The sequence below is a fragment of the Citreicoccus inhibens genome, assembly GCF_019039035.1.
Taxonomy (GTDB): Bacteria; Myxococcota; Myxococcia; order Myxococcales; family Myxococcaceae; genus Citreicoccus; species Citreicoccus inhibens.
In genome coordinates, this window is sequence record NZ_JAHNZT010000040.1 from 27,913 (window position 1) to 42,354 (window position 14,442).

The 14,442-nt window shown below is 69.2% G+C and carries 13 protein-coding genes; 10 read left to right on the forward strand and 3 right to left on the reverse strand.

Annotated features, from left to right (window positions below):
- The gene (folD, locus tag KRR26_RS31215) at positions 1 to 849 is read right to left on the reverse strand and encodes a bifunctional methylenetetrahydrofolate dehydrogenase/methenyltetrahydrofolate cyclohydrolase FolD (RefSeq protein WP_120206790.1); all 849 of its coding nucleotides are present in this window, start codon (positions 847 to 849) and stop codon (positions 1 to 3) included.
- Positions 850 to 926: 77 nt separating this feature from the next.
- On the opposite strand from folD, the gene KRR26_RS31220 reads away from it, so the two are divergent.
- Genes KRR26_RS31220 through KRR26_RS31235 form a run of 4 tightly spaced genes read left to right on the forward strand, consistent with a single transcriptional unit; the run spans position 927 to position 4,596 of the window.
- Positions 927 to 1,745, forward strand: coding sequence for a J domain-containing protein (locus tag KRR26_RS31220; protein WP_120206791.1), 819 nt, complete (start codon positions 927 to 929; stop codon positions 1,743 to 1,745).
- Between the two features lie 26 nt (positions 1,746 to 1,771).
- The gene (locus KRR26_RS31225) at positions 1,772 to 2,482 is read left to right on the forward strand and encodes a Smr/MutS family protein (RefSeq protein ID WP_120206792.1); all 711 of its coding nucleotides are present in this window, start codon (positions 1,772 to 1,774) and stop codon (positions 2,480 to 2,482) included.
- A gap of 36 nt (positions 2,483 to 2,518) precedes the next feature.
- Positions 2,519 to 3,514 carry an adenosine deaminase gene (gene add, locus KRR26_RS31230; protein ID WP_217081587.1) on the forward strand — a complete coding sequence of 332 codons (996 nt, stop codon included), beginning with the start codon at positions 2,519 to 2,521 and terminating at the stop codon, positions 3,512 to 3,514.
- A gap of 5 nt (positions 3,515 to 3,519) precedes the next feature.
- Complete coding sequence (locus KRR26_RS31235) at positions 3,520 to 4,596, forward strand: quinone-dependent dihydroorotate dehydrogenase (protein WP_120207106.1); 1,077 nt, start codon at positions 3,520 to 3,522, stop codon at positions 4,594 to 4,596.
- Between the two features lie 3 nt (positions 4,597 to 4,599).
- On the opposite strand, the gene KRR26_RS31240 is transcribed toward KRR26_RS31235, so the two are convergent.
- On the reverse strand, positions 4,600 to 5,277 hold the full coding sequence (locus tag KRR26_RS31240) for an HAD family hydrolase (protein ID WP_217081588.1): 678 nt from the start codon (positions 5,275 to 5,277) through the stop codon (positions 4,600 to 4,602).
- A gap of 160 nt (positions 5,278 to 5,437) precedes the next feature.
- Between KRR26_RS31240 and KRR26_RS31245 the strand changes: the two genes are divergently transcribed.
- On the forward strand, positions 5,438 to 5,707 hold the full coding sequence (locus tag KRR26_RS31245; RefSeq protein ID WP_120206795.1) for a GlsB/YeaQ/YmgE family stress response membrane protein: 270 nt from the start codon (positions 5,438 to 5,440) through the stop codon (positions 5,705 to 5,707).
- A 60-nt stretch (positions 5,708 to 5,767) separates the two neighbouring features.
- On the opposite strand, the gene KRR26_RS31250 is transcribed toward KRR26_RS31245, so the two are convergent.
- Positions 5,768 to 7,765: a S8 family serine peptidase gene (locus tag KRR26_RS31250; RefSeq protein ID WP_217081589.1), complete on the reverse strand. Its 1,998-nt coding sequence runs from the start codon at positions 7,763 to 7,765 to the stop codon at positions 5,768 to 5,770.
- 220 nt (positions 7,766 to 7,985) lie between these two features.
- On the opposite strand from KRR26_RS31250, the gene KRR26_RS31255 reads away from it, so the two are divergent.
- From KRR26_RS31255 to KRR26_RS31275, 5 genes are read left to right on the forward strand one after another with little or no spacing between them, the layout of a single operon-like run.
- Positions 7,986 to 8,420: a DUF2089 domain-containing protein gene (locus KRR26_RS31255; RefSeq protein WP_199723802.1), complete on the forward strand. Its 435-nt coding sequence runs from the start codon at positions 7,986 to 7,988 to the stop codon at positions 8,418 to 8,420.
- Positions 8,421 to 8,425: 5 nt separating this feature from the next.
- On the forward strand, positions 8,426 to 9,427 hold the full coding sequence (locus tag KRR26_RS31260; RefSeq protein ID WP_217081590.1) for a DUF4097 family beta strand repeat-containing protein: 1,002 nt from the start codon (positions 8,426 to 8,428) through the stop codon (positions 9,425 to 9,427).
- 56 nt (positions 9,428 to 9,483) lie between these two features.
- On the forward strand, positions 9,484 to 10,758 hold the full coding sequence (locus KRR26_RS31265) for an acyltransferase family protein (RefSeq protein WP_120206798.1): 1,275 nt from the start codon (positions 9,484 to 9,486) through the stop codon (positions 10,756 to 10,758).
- A gap of 57 nt (positions 10,759 to 10,815) precedes the next feature.
- Complete coding sequence (locus KRR26_RS31270; RefSeq protein ID WP_233577068.1) at positions 10,816 to 12,561, forward strand: ABC transporter ATP-binding protein; 1,746 nt, start codon at positions 10,816 to 10,818, stop codon at positions 12,559 to 12,561.
- Positions 12,558 to 14,366 (forward strand): ABC transporter ATP-binding protein, encoded by a 1,809-nt coding sequence (locus KRR26_RS31275; protein WP_217081592.1) that lies wholly within the window; start codon positions 12,558 to 12,560, stop codon positions 14,364 to 14,366. The genes KRR26_RS31270 and KRR26_RS31275 overlap by 4 nt, the downstream gene beginning before the upstream one ends.
- Positions 14,367 to 14,442: the final 76 nt, after the last annotated feature.

Consider the following 14,442-nt stretch of genomic DNA (forward strand, 5'->3'; position numbering starts at 1 on the left):
TCACTTCCCCGAGCGCAGGGCGGCGTCGAGCGTGTTGCGCATCAGCATGGCGATGGTCATGGGCCCCACCCCACCGGGCACCGGGGTGATGAAGCTGGCGCGCTCCGAAGCGCTGGCGAACGCCACGTCGCCCACGAGCTTCCCGTCCGCGCGCCGGTTCATCCCCACGTCGATGACCACGGCGCCGGGTTTGATCCACTCGCCACGAATCAGCTCGGGCACGCCCACCGCGACGACGAGGATGTCCGCGAGCGGCACCTCGCGGGCCAGGTCGCTCTTGCTGTGGCAGAGCGTCACGGTGGCGTCACGCTGAAGCAAGAGGAGCGCCTGAGGCTTGCCCACGATGTTGCTGCGCCCCACCACCACGGCCTTCTTGCCGGCGGGATCGCAGCCCACCTCCGCCAAGAGGCGCATCACGCCCAGCGGGGTGCACGCGCGCGGGCCCGGGCGGCCCAGCATCAGGCTGCCCGCGTTGAGCGGATGGAAGCCATCCACGTCCTTTTCGGGTGCCACGGCGGCCAGGATGGCGTCCGCGTCCAGGTGCTTGGGGAGCGGCAGCTGCACGAGGATGCCGTGCACCCGCGGGTCCTCGTTGAGCTGGCGCACGAGCGCCACCAACGCGTCCTGGGTGATGTCCGCGTCCGGATGCAGCTCCCAGGACTGGAAGCCCACCTCGGCGGCGGCCTTCTTCTTCCCATTGACGTAGATGCGCGACGCGGGGTCCTCGCCCACGCGCACCACCGCGAGCCCCGGGACGAACCCCTTCGACGATTGGAGCGCGTCCACGCCAGCGCGCACCTCCGCTCGCACCTTCGCCGCGATCGCACTTCCGTCAATCAACTGGGCCATGGCGCGGCGGACTCTATGAGAAACTGCGGCGGAACTGCGGCGAAACCGCCACGGTCCATCGGGAGGGAAGCGCGCGAATGAGCGCAGGAAAAGTGCTGGGAGTCATGGTGGGCCTGGTGGGTGGGCTGCTCATCGGAGGGCCGTGGGCCATCGTGCTCGGCATCCTCGGGGGCTTCGCCGCGGGCCACTTCTATGACGAGCAGCACGCGCCCCCGCCCGACTTCCCCGAGCTGTTCGCCGAGTTCCCCGCGCCCCCCGTGGTGGACTCGGACGCCGTGATGCGAGAGGACACCCGCGAGGATGACGCGCGCGCGGAGCGGATCCGTCACCGCTGCGCGCTCTTCGTCGAGGTGGCGCGCGCGGATGGCGACGTCCGCCGCGAGGAGGTGCGCGAGGTGCGCCGCCACTTCGAGACCGTCGTGCAGGCGGATGCCCAGGACCTGGAGGTCGTCCGCCGCCAGCTCAAGGCCCTCCTCGGCCGCCCCGCGTCGCTGAACCTCCAGGCCTCGCTCGAGGCGTGCCGCGAGGACCTATCCGATGACGAGCGCTACACCCTGCTCGATGCGCTCTATGACCTGGCGCTCGTGGATGGCCCCCTGCAGCGCTCGGAGCGCGAGTCCCTTCGCCACGTGGCCGAGGGACTGGACATCCCCGAGGACACGGCCCAGGAGCTGGCCACGCTCCACCTGGGCGACGGCCTGGAGCACTACGCCTTGCTGGGCCTCACGCCCGAGGCCACCGACGCCCAGGTGAAGAGCACCTTCCGCCGGCTCGCGGCCGCCCATCATCCGGACAAGGTCGCGCACCAGGGCGCCCAGGCCGCCGAGCAGGCCGCCCACCGCTTCCAGGAGATCCGCGACGCCTACGAGGAAATCCGCAAGCTGCGCGGACTGTAGCCTCGCGATAGAACTCGGAAACGACCATGAGCAAGCAGCGAGGCGGTCCGCCGCCCAAGAAGGAAGCGGGTTTTCACAACAACCCCTTCAAGTCCGCCATCAAGTCCATCCAGGACGAAGCGAAGCAGGCCCAGCAGAAGCAGGCCGCCGAGGAGGCCTCGAAGCGCAAGGCGCCGCCCAGGCCGCCCAAGGCCGTGAAGCCTCGGCCGGAGGACGACGACGCCTCCCTCTTCTTCTCCGCCATGGATGGCGTGCAGCAGCTCTCCAATCGCGGTGAGGCGCCCACGCCCAACCCGCGCCTGCCGGAGATCATCGACGAAAACGCCGAGGCGCTCGCGCAGCTCTCCGAGATGGTCGCGGGCGAAGGCACGTTCGACGTCGCGGATTCGAACGACTTCATCGAGGGCGCGTCGCCGGGATTGGACCGCAACCTCATGCGCGCGCTGCGGCGCGGGGACTTCTCCGTGCAGGGCCGGTTGGACTTGCATGGCCTGACGCAGACCGCGGCGCGCGATGCGGTGGAGCGCTTCCTTTCGGACAGCCGCCGCGCCAACAAGCGCTGCGTGCTCATCGTCCATGGGCGAGGGCTGCACTCGACGAACGAGATTCCCGTGCTGAAGGAGGGCCTGAAGACGTGGCTCTCCCAGAAGCGCGTGGGCCGCATGGTGCTGGCGTTCGCCACCGCACGTCCGCAGGACGGGGGCCAGGGCGCGGTGTACGTGTTGCTGCGCCGTTAGCTTTACGCCCGGCCGGCACTGTGCATACATGCCGCCATGGTTCGCGACCTCATCGATTTGCACATCCATGTGGGCGGCGCCGTGGCGCCCCACATCCTCTGGTCCATCGCCCACCAGCAGGGCTTCAAGCTCCCCGTCAAGAACTACTTCGACTTCGTGGAACTCATCACCTCGCGGCCCGGCAAGGTGGGCAGCCTGGATGACTACCTGAAGATCCTCCACACCTGGACGGAGAAGATCCAGTCCTCGCCGAGCGCCATCGAGCGCTCGGTCTACGAGGTGATTGGCAAGGAGTACCGCGGCAGCCGCGTGACGCAGATCGAGCTGCGCTTCAACCCGATGAAGCGCAACCTCAACTCCGAGCTCGACCTGGACCACATCATCCACGCCGCGCTCCGGGGCATGGACCGGGCGGTGTTGGAGTACGGCGTGAAGGTGGGGCTCATCTTCTGCCTGGCCCGCGAGTTCGACCACAAGATGAACAGCATCATCGTGGACAAGGCCATCAAGTACCGCACGCGCGGCGTCTATGGCATCGACCTGGCTGGCACGGAGAAGGACGCCATGGAGCTGCGTCCCGAGGTGGTGGTCCAGTACGAGGAGCTGTTCGCCCGCGCGCGCAAGGCGGGGCTCAAGTGCACCGTGCACACCGGCGAGACGGCCGGCACCGGGGCCGAGGGCGTGATGTCCGTGGTGGACAAGCTCAAGCCGCACCGCATCGGGCATGGCATCCGCGCCGCGTATGACGAGGCCGCCATGAAGCTGCTGCGCGAGAACGACATCACCCTGGAGCTGTGCCCCACCTCCAACCTGCACACCAAGGCGGTGGAGGGTCTGGACGAGCTCAAGCACATCATGCGGACCTTCTGGGACCGCAAGGTGAAGTTCACCATCAACACGGATGGCCCGTACCTGCTCGAGACGGACATGCGGCGGGAGATCGAGCTCATCGAGTCCAATGGCCTGCTGACCTCCGAGCAGGTGGACCAGACGCTCGCGTGGGCGCGTCAGGCGTCCTTCATCCCGAGCTGATGCGCATGTACGGATTCACGCGCGCGTTCCTCTTCGGCCTCGACGCCGAGCGGGCCCACCGCCTGGGCATCGCGGGCCTGCGCTTCCTCGGCCGTTCCCGCTCGCGCTGCGAGGCCATGCGCACGCGCGCGCTGGCGCACGCGACGGGAGACCTGTCGGTGGAGCTGGCCGGGCTGGCCTTCGCCCACCCGGTGGCCCTGGCGGCGGGGCTCGACAAGGAAGCCGAGGCGGTGGACGGGCTGTTCGCGTGCGGCTTCTCCGCGGTGGAGATCGGCACGCTGACGCCGCGCCCCCAGCCGGGCAATCCGAAGCCGCGGCTCTTCCGGCTGCCCGAGCACCGGGCCGTCATCAACCGGATGGGCTTCAACAACCACGGCGCCACGGCCGCGGCCGAGCGCCTCCGCGCCCGCACGTGGAAGCCCGCGCCGCTGGGCGTGAACATCGGCAAGAACAAGGACACGCCCCTGGAGCGCGCCGTGGAGGACTACGTCGCGTGCGTGGAGCAGCTCGGCGCGCTGGGGGACTACGTCGTCGTCAACGCGTCCTCGCCCAACACCCCCGGCCTGCGCAAACTCCAGGAGCCCGAGCAGCTCGCCGCCCTCTTGCGCGCGGTGCAGGAGCGGCTCGAAGCGGTTGCTCCGGGCAAGCCGCTGTTCCTCAAGATTGCTCCGGACCTGACGCCCGAAGCGGTGGATGAAGTGGTGGACGTGGCGCGTGCGTGCCGGCTCGCGGGCCTCATCGCCACCAACACCACCATCACCCGCCCCATCGAGCATCCGCTGACGAAGGAAGCGGGCGGCCTCTCTGGCGCGCCCGTGCGCGAGCTGTCCAACGCCGTCATCCGGCGCGCGTACCAGCGCAGTGGCGGCGCCCTGCCCATCATCGGGGTGGGCGGCGTCTTCACCGCACAGGACGTCTACGAGAAGTTGCGCGCAGGCGCCACGCTGGTGCAGGTGTACACGGGTTTCATCTACGAGGGCCCGGGCATGGTGTCGCGAATCCTGGGTGAACTGGGCGCGCTGCTGGCACGCGACGGCTTCACCTCCGCGCGCGCCGCCATCGGCGTGGACGCCGCGCGCTGAGCCTCACCTCCGGCCGCCCACCTCGTCCAGGTGGACGAGCAGGTCGGCGGGGTCATCGAACACGCGGTAGGCCCCGGCGCGCTCCAGCTCGTCGGGGCCATAGCCGCCCGACAGCAGCCCGATGCCCAGGCCTCGGGCTCGCTGGGCGGCGAGCATGTCCCAGACGCTGTCCCCCACCACGGTGCTCGCATCCATCGAGACGCCCAGACGGTCCGCCGCCTCCAGGAACAAGTCGGGGTCTGGCTTGGCGTACTTGACCTGATCTCGCGTGACGATGGGCACGCGGGTGCGGTCCACCTGGAGCATGTCGATGACGGGGCTGGCGCTCTCCATGCGGCCGCTCGTCGCGATGGCACACGGGATGCTCGCCTCCGTCAGCGCGGCGAGCAGCTCGCGGGCGCCGGGCAAGGGCCGCACGTCCTTCATCCAGCGGCGATAGGCGACGGCGTGGCCTCGAGCCAGGCGCTCGATGCGCTCCGGCGTCAGGGTGAGGCCCGTCTCGCGCAGCAGCATGTTGGAGAACAGCCCCCCGCTCATGCCGATGCGCCGGTGGATGCGCCACACGGACAAGGGAATGCCCTCGCCGTCGAGCGCCTCGCGCCACGCGAGGACGTGTTGATAGACACTGTCGACGAGCGTCCCGTCGAGGTCGAACAAGAACGCGACCCGAGGACGAACCATGGGTCCTCCCTCCAAATCCAGACATGGGGAAACCTGAGCGCGCGCGAGGGCCTCGACAACGCGAGGCCCGCCCCTTCGCCCTGAGAGTGGGCGACCGTGCATCCGCCCCGCGCCATGCACATCCTCGTCTTCGAACCCGAGGTGCAAGAGGAGGCGCGTCATGTCGCTGGAGACACTGCTGCTGTGGGCAGTGATTGGACTCGTCGCCGGGTGGCTGGCATCCGCCGTGGTCGGAGGCGGCTACGGCCTCATCGGAGACATCGTCGTGGGCGTGGTGGGCTCGTTCCTCGGCGGTTTCATTTTCCGGGCCCTCCACACCGGGGCCCCGTTCGGCGGGCTGGCGGGGACCATCTTCGTGGCCTTCGTTGGAGCGGTGGCCTTGCTGCTCGTCTTGAGAGCCATCCACTCGACGACGGTGAGGCGCACCTGAGCCGTTCCGAGCAGCGGACACGGCGGCGCGGACTCCTCCGCCGTGCCCACCCGGGACGGCTCAGCGAGTGACGCTCAGCGCGGTGTCATCCAGAAAAAAGCTGGTCGCGTCCGCCGCGTCTTCCGTGCCCTTGAAGGAGATGCGCACGGTCTGCCCCTTGTAGGCGCTCAGGTCGAACGTGCGCTGGACGTACGCGGTCCCCTTGTCCAGGTTGCTGTACGTGGCCAGCGTGCCCAACACGGCGCCCGCGCTGTTCTGCACCTGGATGGCCAGCGTGTCGTAGACCGTCGTCGTCGTGGTCTCCGAGGTGGTGATCTTCACCCAGACACTCAGCGAGGCCGAGCACGCCGTCGAGGGAACCGTGACCTGCTGGTAGAGAGAGTCCGAGTGGCTGGAGCCGTATCCATTGAGCCAGGCCTTGTACGTGCCCGTGCGCGGCGCGCTGCCGGATGTGGTGCCGTCGATGACGTCCGTGCTCAGGCTCCATCCGGTGTTGCCGCTCTCGAAGCCCGGGTTGGCCAGCAGCTGCTCGGAGATGGTGCAGCTGCCCACCACGTTGTCCACCGTCACGGACACGCTGGAGGACGTCCCCACGTTGCCCGCAGCGTCATACGCCTTCGCGGTGAGGACGTAAGCGCCGTTGGCCACGGAGGCGGTGTTCCAGTCGACCGCATACGGCGCGGTGGAGTCAGTGCCCAGCAAGGTGGTGCCGGCGTAGAACTCCACGCGCGAGACGCCCACGTTGTCCGAAGCGGTGGCGCTCACGGTCGACGTGCCGCTGAGAACGGCGCCGGCCGCAGGCGCGGTGAGGGACGTGGTGGGCGCGGTGGTGTCAGCCGGACCGCCGGTGATGAACAGCGTGTAGAGCAGCAGGTTGGGCGAGCCGGCGCCGGGGCTCGTCACCTTGCCGGAGGTGGCGTTGGCGACGAGCGCGTCGCGCACCTGCGCCGGGGTGGCTCCGGGGTTGGCGCTCAGGTACAGGGCCGCGGCGCCCGCCACGTGAGGAGACGCCATGGACGTCCCGCTCATGGACGTACTCCCGGTGGTGCTGGAGTACGAGGCCGAGGTGATGCTGGAGCCCGGCGCGAAGATGTCCACGCACGTCCCATAATTGGAGAACGAGGAGCGAGCGTCGCTGCTCGTGGTGGAGCCCACGGTGATGGCGTTGGGCGTGCGCGACGGCGAGTAGCTGCACGCATTGGCCGAGTCGTTGCCGGCCGCGACCGCCGTGGCGACGCCCGCGGCGACCATCCGCTCCACGGCATCATCCACGGCCTGTGAGGGATCGCCCCCGAGGCTCATGTTGGCGACCGCCGGCTTGATGTGGTGGGCCGTCACCCAGTCCATGCCGTCGACGACCTGCGCATCATCGCCGTAGCCCGTGCAGTCCAGGACGCGCACCGCGTGCAGGGTCACCTTCTTCGCCACGCCCCACGTGGTGCCACCCACCGTGCCCGCCACGTGCGTGCCATGGCCGTGGCAGTCGCTCGGGTCCGTGTCGTTGTCGATGGAGTCATGCCCCTCGCCCACGCGGCCGGTGAACTCCGTGTGGTTCAGCCGCATGCCAGTGTCGATGATGTACGCGTGCACGCCGGTGCCATCGACGTTGTACGTGTACGCGCTGTCGCGCGGCAGGTTGCGCTGATCGATCCGGTCGATGCCCCAGGTAGCCCCCGTCTGGGTTCCCACCACGTGGAGCCGGCCGTTCTCCTGCACGTAGGCCACGCGTGGATCCGCGAGCAGCGCCTGGACCTGGGCCTCGCTCATGTTGACGAGGAAGCCCTGGAGCGCGTGCTGGTACGTGCGCAACACCTTGCCGCCATGCCGCGCGGTCAACTCCTGACCGATGTCCACGGCGCCGCGCGGGCGGACACCCGCGGCGCCGTCGCGCAGCACCACGATGTATTCGCCAGGACGCGCCTGCGGCCGGCGCAGGAGCTGGGCCACGTGCCCCACCTCCTGCGTGCCCGCATTCGGTTCGGATGAATCGGACGGCGGTCCACACGCCACGGTGAGCAGCGAGGCGGCCAGCACCGCCTGGGTCAGGTTCCGGATCATGGGGTCCTCTCGGGAAGGACTTCGCTCGCGCGCATGCGCGGGCCCGGGCGAATAAGCCGCCCCTCCAGAAACAGGTCAATGCTGTTTTTCAAGAAAATAAATCAAAACCAGTAATTCATGACACTTCATCACCACGGCCGCCTCGGGAAGTTCGAGCGGTTCACTTGCAAAGTCGCTCGGAATCAATATTCTCAATGTCGAAATTGATTTTTGAGAGTCTATGACCACCAAGACTTCAATCCACCCGATGCCGACCCGGTGCCCCGTTTGTGGTGAAGCGACCCACATCGAGCGCGTCCGATGTGATGACTGCGACAGCGCGGTGGAGGGGCGGTTCTCCGCGGGCTGGGTGCAGCAACTGGCGCCGGAGCAGCTGGCCTTCGCCCGGGTCTTCTTGAGCTGCCGCGGGAAGATCAAAGACGTGGAGCAGGTGTTGGGCGTCTCGTACCCCACGGTGGTGGCGCGACTGGACGAGTTGGTGGCGGCGCTCGGTGGAGCCGGGCCCCTGCCGCCCGCGCCTCCGCCCCCCCCATCGCGTCCGCTCCAGTCGGCGCGCGGAAACCTGCGCCGGGCCCAGATTCTCGATGACCTCGCGGCCGGGCTCATCGACGCGGATGAGGCCGCACGTCGACTGACGAAGCGCTTTCAGGAGTGATGCCCATGAACGAACCCGAAACGAAGCCGTTCTCTCATGAGGGCCCCACGCGCCATGAGTTGCCGTGGGGAACGGACGCGGTGCTGGAGATCGAGGCGGACGCCGCGGTCCTCACCGTTGGGCCCCTCACCGAGGGCGAGACGCCCTACATGCTCGTGCATGGCGGGGTGGAGGCCGCGGTGCGCGAGGTCGGCAAGGTGACGAAGGTGGAGTTCGGGGCGCGTGAGCCCTCGGGCTTCTTCTCCTTCTTCCTGCGCGCCGCCCCCCACGTGCAGCTCTTCCTGCCCAACAACCTCCGCGCCAGGTTCAAGCTCGACGCGGGCGCGATCCGCATCGCCGGGCTCCAGGGCTGCCACTTGGACGTATCCACCAACGCGGGGGCCGTGAAGCTGCGCGGCGTGGAAGGACGACTGAACCTGCGCACGCGAGCGGGCGCCATCTTCGGCGAGCAGCTCGCGGGCGCCATCCAGGCCCACACGGGCGCGGGCACGGTGAAGCTGGACATCCTCAGCCTCACCCCGGGCGAGCACCTCATCAGCTCACAGCTTGGCGCGCTGGAGGTCCGCCTGGCGCCGAACCTGGACGTGCGCGTCGAGGCGAGCACCACGCTGGGCTCGGTCCGCAATCGCTATCCCCCCCACCCCAACGCCGCCGCCACGCTGCGGCTGATGACCGAGCTCGGCTCGGTCCGGGTCCGCGGGGCGGGCGGGGGTGAGCAGGATGATGCGCGCGACGACCACGACCCTTGGCGCCACGATGCCGAGCGCTGGCAGCGGCAGGCCGAGCGCTGGCACCGCCGCGCGGACCGCCACGCGCACCGCTGGGCCCGGGCCTGGGAGCGAGCTGCCCCTTGGGGTGGCGCCCCCGCCGACTCGCACGTCCGTCCCCCCGAGCCCGGGACGGCTGGCATCCCAGACGAGGAGTTGCGTCGCGTGTTGCAGCTCGTGCAGGACGGCAAGGTCAGCGCCGAGGACGCACAGAAACTGCTGCGCGCCATGCAGCGTTGAGTCCGCGCAGAGAAGACGCGCGCGCACCGCGCTGGCTCCGGTAAGGTCCGCGCCTCATGTCTCTCACGCAGCCGTCCGCCCCCATCGCCCCGGCTCCCGAGCCGTCTTCCGTCCCGCTCCCCCGAGACGCGGCGCGCGGCTCGGGAAAGACCCTCTCCCTCGAGGGGCTGCGTGGGCTGGCGGCCTTCACGGTCATCCTCTCCCACTGCCTCTACGGGTTCTATCCGTTCCTCCATGAGGGGGGCGCCACGCAGCTGCGGGAGCCGTGGGAGCCCGTCCTCTTCGACAGCCCCCTCTGCGCGCTCTACAACGGCACGTATTCCGTCTGCGTGTTCTTCGTGATGAGTGGTTATGTGCTGACGCGAAAGTTCTTCGCGCATGGCGAGGTCGCGCCCTTGCAGGAGGCCGCGGTGAAGCGCTACCTGCGACTGGGCCCACCGGTGCTCGTCTCGGTCCTGTTCGGCTATGGGCTGCTCAAGGCGGGCTTGTTCCCGGCGGGCAAGAGCGACCTGGGCCCGTTCCTGGCCTCCGCGTATCAGCAGGCGCCGTCGCTCGTGGAAGCCACGAAGGAGGGACTCTATCGGGCGCTGCTCCTGGGCTCGTCGCGGTACAACTACGTGCTCTGGACCATCCAGGTGGAGTTCATCGGCTCCATCGCGCTCTTCGCCTTCCTGGCACTGTTCGGGCGCTTCCGTGGCAGCGGCTGGTTGGCCACCGCCGTGTCGCTGTTGTTCATCCGCCTCTTCCCCGAGAACGGGCTCTTCTATTCGCTCTTCTTCGTGGGGGCGTACATGCACCGGTGGCCCGATCTGGGCCGCCAGCCCGTGCTCCTGGCGCTCGCGGTGCTCGTCGGGCTCTACCTGGGGGGCTACCACTGGAACAGCGCGGCCTATGCGCACGTCGTCGCGGTGGCCAACTGGATCCAGGTCCACATCGCCACCTTCGCGTGGCCGCTCTTCTTCCCCGCGGTGGGCTCGGTGCTGCTCGTCTGGGGAATCGTGCGGGAGAACGCTGTCGCGCGGTTCCTCTCGCTGCGCCCGCTCGTGTGGCTGGGTGACAAGTCCTTTGCCATCTACCTCTTGCACAGCACGGTGCTGTCGTCGCTGGGCGTGTTCGTCTACATGGGAATGCCCACGCACCTGTCCTATCTGACACGGGCGAGCGTGGCGTCCCTCTGCGTCATCATAGGCACCTTGCTCGTCGCGATTCCCTTCGCACGCTTCGTCGACGCGCGTTCGGTGCGGCTCTCCACGTGGTTTGGCAAGCTCGCCATGGGCCAGCTCCAGGCATTCCCTGGCGCGGGCGCTGCGAAGCGAGCATCGCAACGCTAGTTCAATCCCATGACAGACAGGCAACGGCCCGGGCAGTCCAAGGCAGGTGTCAAAGCCGTGGGGCGGGCCCTCGGCTACCTCCGCGGCTATCGCTGGGACACTGGGGGAGCCCTCCTTTCCATCCTCTTGCTCTCCGCGGCGAACCTCGCCGCGCCCCAGCTGGTGCGGCGCGCCATTGACGGCGGGCTCGCCAAGATGGAGCACCGGACCTTGATGCTCGCCGTGGCGGGCATGGTGGCCCTGGCCGCGGCCCGCGGCCTGTTCACCTTCTTCCAGGGGTACCTCGCGGAGCGGGCCTCGCAGGGCGTCGCGTTCGATCTCCGAGACGCCCTGTTCGCCCGCATCCAGCGACTGAGCTTCAGCTACTACGACCAGGCGCAGACGGGGCAGCTGCTCACCCGCCTCACCAATGACGTGGAGCAGGTGCGCACGTTCGTGGGCTCGGGCGTGGTGCAGGTCGTGGCCTCCGCGGCGATGCTGGTGGGCTGCGCGGTGCTGCTGCTCGCGCTCAATCCCATCCTGGCGATGGGAGCGCTGGGCGCCATCGCGCCCATCTTGTGGGTGCTCAAGAGCTTCGTCGCGAGAATCGGCCCGCTGTTCGGCCAGGGGATGATTCTCCTGAGCAAGCTCAGCACGGTGCTCCAGGAGGACCTGCGCGGACTGCGGGTGGTGCGCGCCTTCTCTGGCGAGGCACGTGAAACCGCCCGCTACTCGGCCATCAACGACGAGCTGCTCGGGCAGAGCCTCCAGGCCATCGACGCGATGTCGAGCAACTTCCCCTTCGTGGGCCTCTTCGCGAACCTGGGCACGCTGGTGGTGGTGGGCCTGGGCGGGGTGTTGATCTTCAAGGACCGCCTCACGCTGGGCGAGCTCATCGCCTTCAACAGCTACCTGGGGTTCCTGCTGATGCCCATCATGACGCTGGGGTTCCTCGCGGCGCATCTGGCGCGCGCGGGCGCCTCGGCGGTCCGGGTCTTCGAGCTGCTCGACACGGCCGTGGAGGTGGCGGACGCACCGGGTGCGCGGGAGCTGCCGCCCCTGGAGGGCCGGCTGGAGCTGCGCGACGTCCGCTTCCGTTATGCCGGCAGCGAGCGGGAGATCCTCCGCGGGGTGAGCTTCGTCGCCGAGCCCGGGCAGTTGGTGGCCATCCTCGGCACCACGGGCGCGGGCAAGAGCACCATCATCAACCTGGTCCCCCGGTTCTATGACGTGACGGGCGGCAGCGTCCTCGTGGATGGCCATGACGTGCGCGAGGTCACGCTCGCCAGCCTGCGCGGGCAGATTGGCGTGGTGCTTCAGGACGCCCTGCTCTTCTCGGGCACCGTGCGCGACAACATCGCCTATGGCCGGCCCGACGCGAGCATGGAGCAGGTCCGCGCGGCGGCGCAGGCGGCCCAGGCCGCGGAGTTCATCGAAGCACTCCCGGGTGGCTACGACACGGTGGTGGGCGAGCGCGGCGTGGGATTGTCGGGCGGACAGCGCCAGCGGCTCGCCATCGCGAGGGCCCTGCTCACCGAGCCCCGGCTGCTCATCCTCGATGACAGCACCTCCGCGGTGGACGCGGAGACCGAGGCCGCCATCCAAGGCGCGCTGGACCGGCTGATGCGCAAGGCGGGCTGCACCTCGCTCGTCATCGCGCAGCGGATCAGCACCGTGCGCGACGCGGACCTCATCATCGTGCTCGACGAAGGGCGCGTGGCGGCGAGCGGCAAGCACGAGGAGCTCCTCGCGACCAGTGAGCTGTACAACCAGATTCTCGGCTCGCAGCTCCAGCCGGCCGCAGCCATGGAGGCCGCGTCATGAGGCGCCCGGGCAGCATCGAGTCCATGGCGGAGCTGGAGGTCCAGCACGCCGCGCATCGCGGGGAGGTCGCTCGGCGACTCCTGACGGAGCTGCGGCCGTACCGCGGCATGTTGACCGTGGCCATGGTGTTCATCGCGGTGGGTGCCGGAGCGCAGTCCCTGGCGCCGTACCTGGTGAGCCGCGCCATCGACCGGGACATCGGGCACCGCGACCTCCTGGGGCTCGCGGGCACCATGGGCGCGCTGCTCGTCGTCTACCTGGTTGGAGCGTTCGCCCAGCGCGAGCAGACCCGCCGCGTGGGCGCGATGGGGCAGCGCGTGCTCGCGGTGCTGCGCGTGCGGCTCTTCACCCAGCTCCAATCGCTCCCCCTCGCCTACTTCGACAAGCGCTCCCTGGGCGACCTGATGAGCCGCGTCGCCAGCGACGTGGAGACGCTCAATCAGTTCTTCTCGCAGGGGCTGACGCAGTTGCTGGGGTCGCTCATCGGGTTGGTGGGCATCCTCGTGACGATGCTGGTGCTCAACGCGCCCCTGGCGCTCGCGTGCTTCACCATCATCCCCGTGATGCTGGCCACGACCTGGCTCTTCGCGGCGCGCGCGCGACGCGCGTATCGCAAGACGCGGGAGACGGTGGGCAACGTCACCGCTGAGCTCCAGGAGGAGATCGTCGGCGTGCGGCAGGCCCAGGCCTTCAACCGGACGGAGATGAACATCGAGCGCTTCCGCCAGCGCAACGCCGCGAACCGCGATGCGAACGTGGCCGCGGTGGGCGTCACCTCCGCGTTCTCTCCCGCCATCGACGTGCTGTCCGCCCTGTCCACCGCGCTGGTGATTGGCTATGGCGGCTCGCTCGTGCTCGCGGGGCGCTTGAGCGTGGGGATGCTCGCCGCGTTCCTCATCTACGTGCAGCAGTTCTTCCGGCCCGTGCAGCTCGCGGCGTCGGTCTACACGTTGATGCAGTCCGCGCTCGCGGGCGCCGAGCGGGTGTTCGCCATCTTCGACGAGCCGCGCGAGCCCGCGGACATCCCCGGGGCGCACGTCCTGCAACGCGTCGAGGGGAACCTGGAGTTCGACCGGGTGTCCTTCCACTACGACCCCGCGAACCCGGTGCTGCGCGACGTGACCTTCCAGGTCCGCCGAGGCCAGACCGTGGCCCTCGTCGGCAAGACGGGCGCAGGAAAGACGACGGTCGCGAGCCTCGTCCCTCGCTTCTACGACGTCACCTCGGGCACGGTCCGTCTGGATGGCCACGACGTGCGCCAGGTGACGCGCGCGAGCCTTCGCCAGCAGCTCGCGATGGTGCTCCAGGAGCCCGTGCTCTTCTCGGGGACCATCGCGGACAACATCGGCTACGGGAAGCCGGACGCGACGCGCGAGGAGATTGAAGCGGCCGCGCGCGCCGTGCACGCGCACGACTTCATCGCGGCGTTGCCCAAGGGCTATGACAGCGTGCTCGGGGAGGGGGGCTCCTCGCTGAGTCAGGGGCAGCGCCAGCTGCTCGCGTTCGCGCGCGCCGTCATCACGGATCCGCGCGTGCTCATCCTGGATGAGGCCACCGCGAACATCGACACGCGCACCGAGGCGCTCATCCAGCAGGCCCTGGCCACACTGCTCGCCGGGCGCACCAGCATCGTCATCGCGCACCGGCTGAGCACCATCCGGACCGCGGATCTCATCCTCGTCATCGACGCGGGCCGGGTCGCGGAGCAGGGCACGCACGACGAGCTGCTCCGACACGGTGGGCTGTACGCGGACCTGTACCAACGGCAGTTCCGGGAGTCGCAGCCGGTGCGCAGCACGGGGTAGCGGAGGAGGGCCTGAGTGGTCGCCGGGTCTCCGCTGCCGCCTCGCGGAGTCGGACGGCACCCGGTGTCCACCGCGG

Excerpts from the sequence above, each read along its gene's own strand:
- folD (WP_120206790.1), bottom strand. The coding sequence starts at position 849 with ATGGCCCAGTTGATTGACGGAAGTGCGATCGCGGCGAAGGTGCGAGCG.
- KRR26_RS31250 (WP_217081589.1), bottom strand. The coding sequence starts at position 7,765 with ATGATCCGGAACCTGACCCAGGCGGTGCTGGCCGCCTCGCTGCTCACC.
- KRR26_RS31275 (WP_217081592.1), top strand. The coding sequence starts at position 12,558 with ATGAGGCGCCCGGGCAGCATCGAGTCCATGGCGGAGCTGGAGGTCCAG.
- KRR26_RS31260 (WP_217081590.1), top strand. The coding sequence starts at position 8,426 with ATGAACGAACCCGAAACGAAGCCGTTCTCTCATGAGGGCCCCACGCGC.
- KRR26_RS31265 (WP_120206798.1), top strand. The coding sequence starts at position 9,484 with ATGTCTCTCACGCAGCCGTCCGCCCCCATCGCCCCGGCTCCCGAGCCG.
- KRR26_RS31235 (WP_120207106.1), top strand. The coding sequence starts at position 3,520 with ATGTACGGATTCACGCGCGCGTTCCTCTTCGGCCTCGACGCCGAGCGG.
- KRR26_RS31255 (WP_199723802.1), top strand. The coding sequence starts at position 7,986 with ATGACCACCAAGACTTCAATCCACCCGATGCCGACCCGGTGCCCCGTT.
- add (WP_217081587.1), top strand. The coding sequence starts at position 2,519 with ATGGTTCGCGACCTCATCGATTTGCACATCCATGTGGGCGGCGCCGTG.
- KRR26_RS31225 (WP_120206792.1), top strand. The coding sequence starts at position 1,772 with ATGAGCAAGCAGCGAGGCGGTCCGCCGCCCAAGAAGGAAGCGGGTTTT.
- KRR26_RS31240 (WP_217081588.1), bottom strand. The coding sequence starts at position 5,277 with ATGGTTCGTCCTCGGGTCGCGTTCTTGTTCGACCTCGACGGGACGCTC.
- KRR26_RS31245 (WP_120206795.1), top strand. The coding sequence starts at position 5,438 with ATGTCGCTGGAGACACTGCTGCTGTGGGCAGTGATTGGACTCGTCGCC.
- KRR26_RS31220 (WP_120206791.1), top strand. The coding sequence starts at position 927 with ATGAGCGCAGGAAAAGTGCTGGGAGTCATGGTGGGCCTGGTGGGTGGG.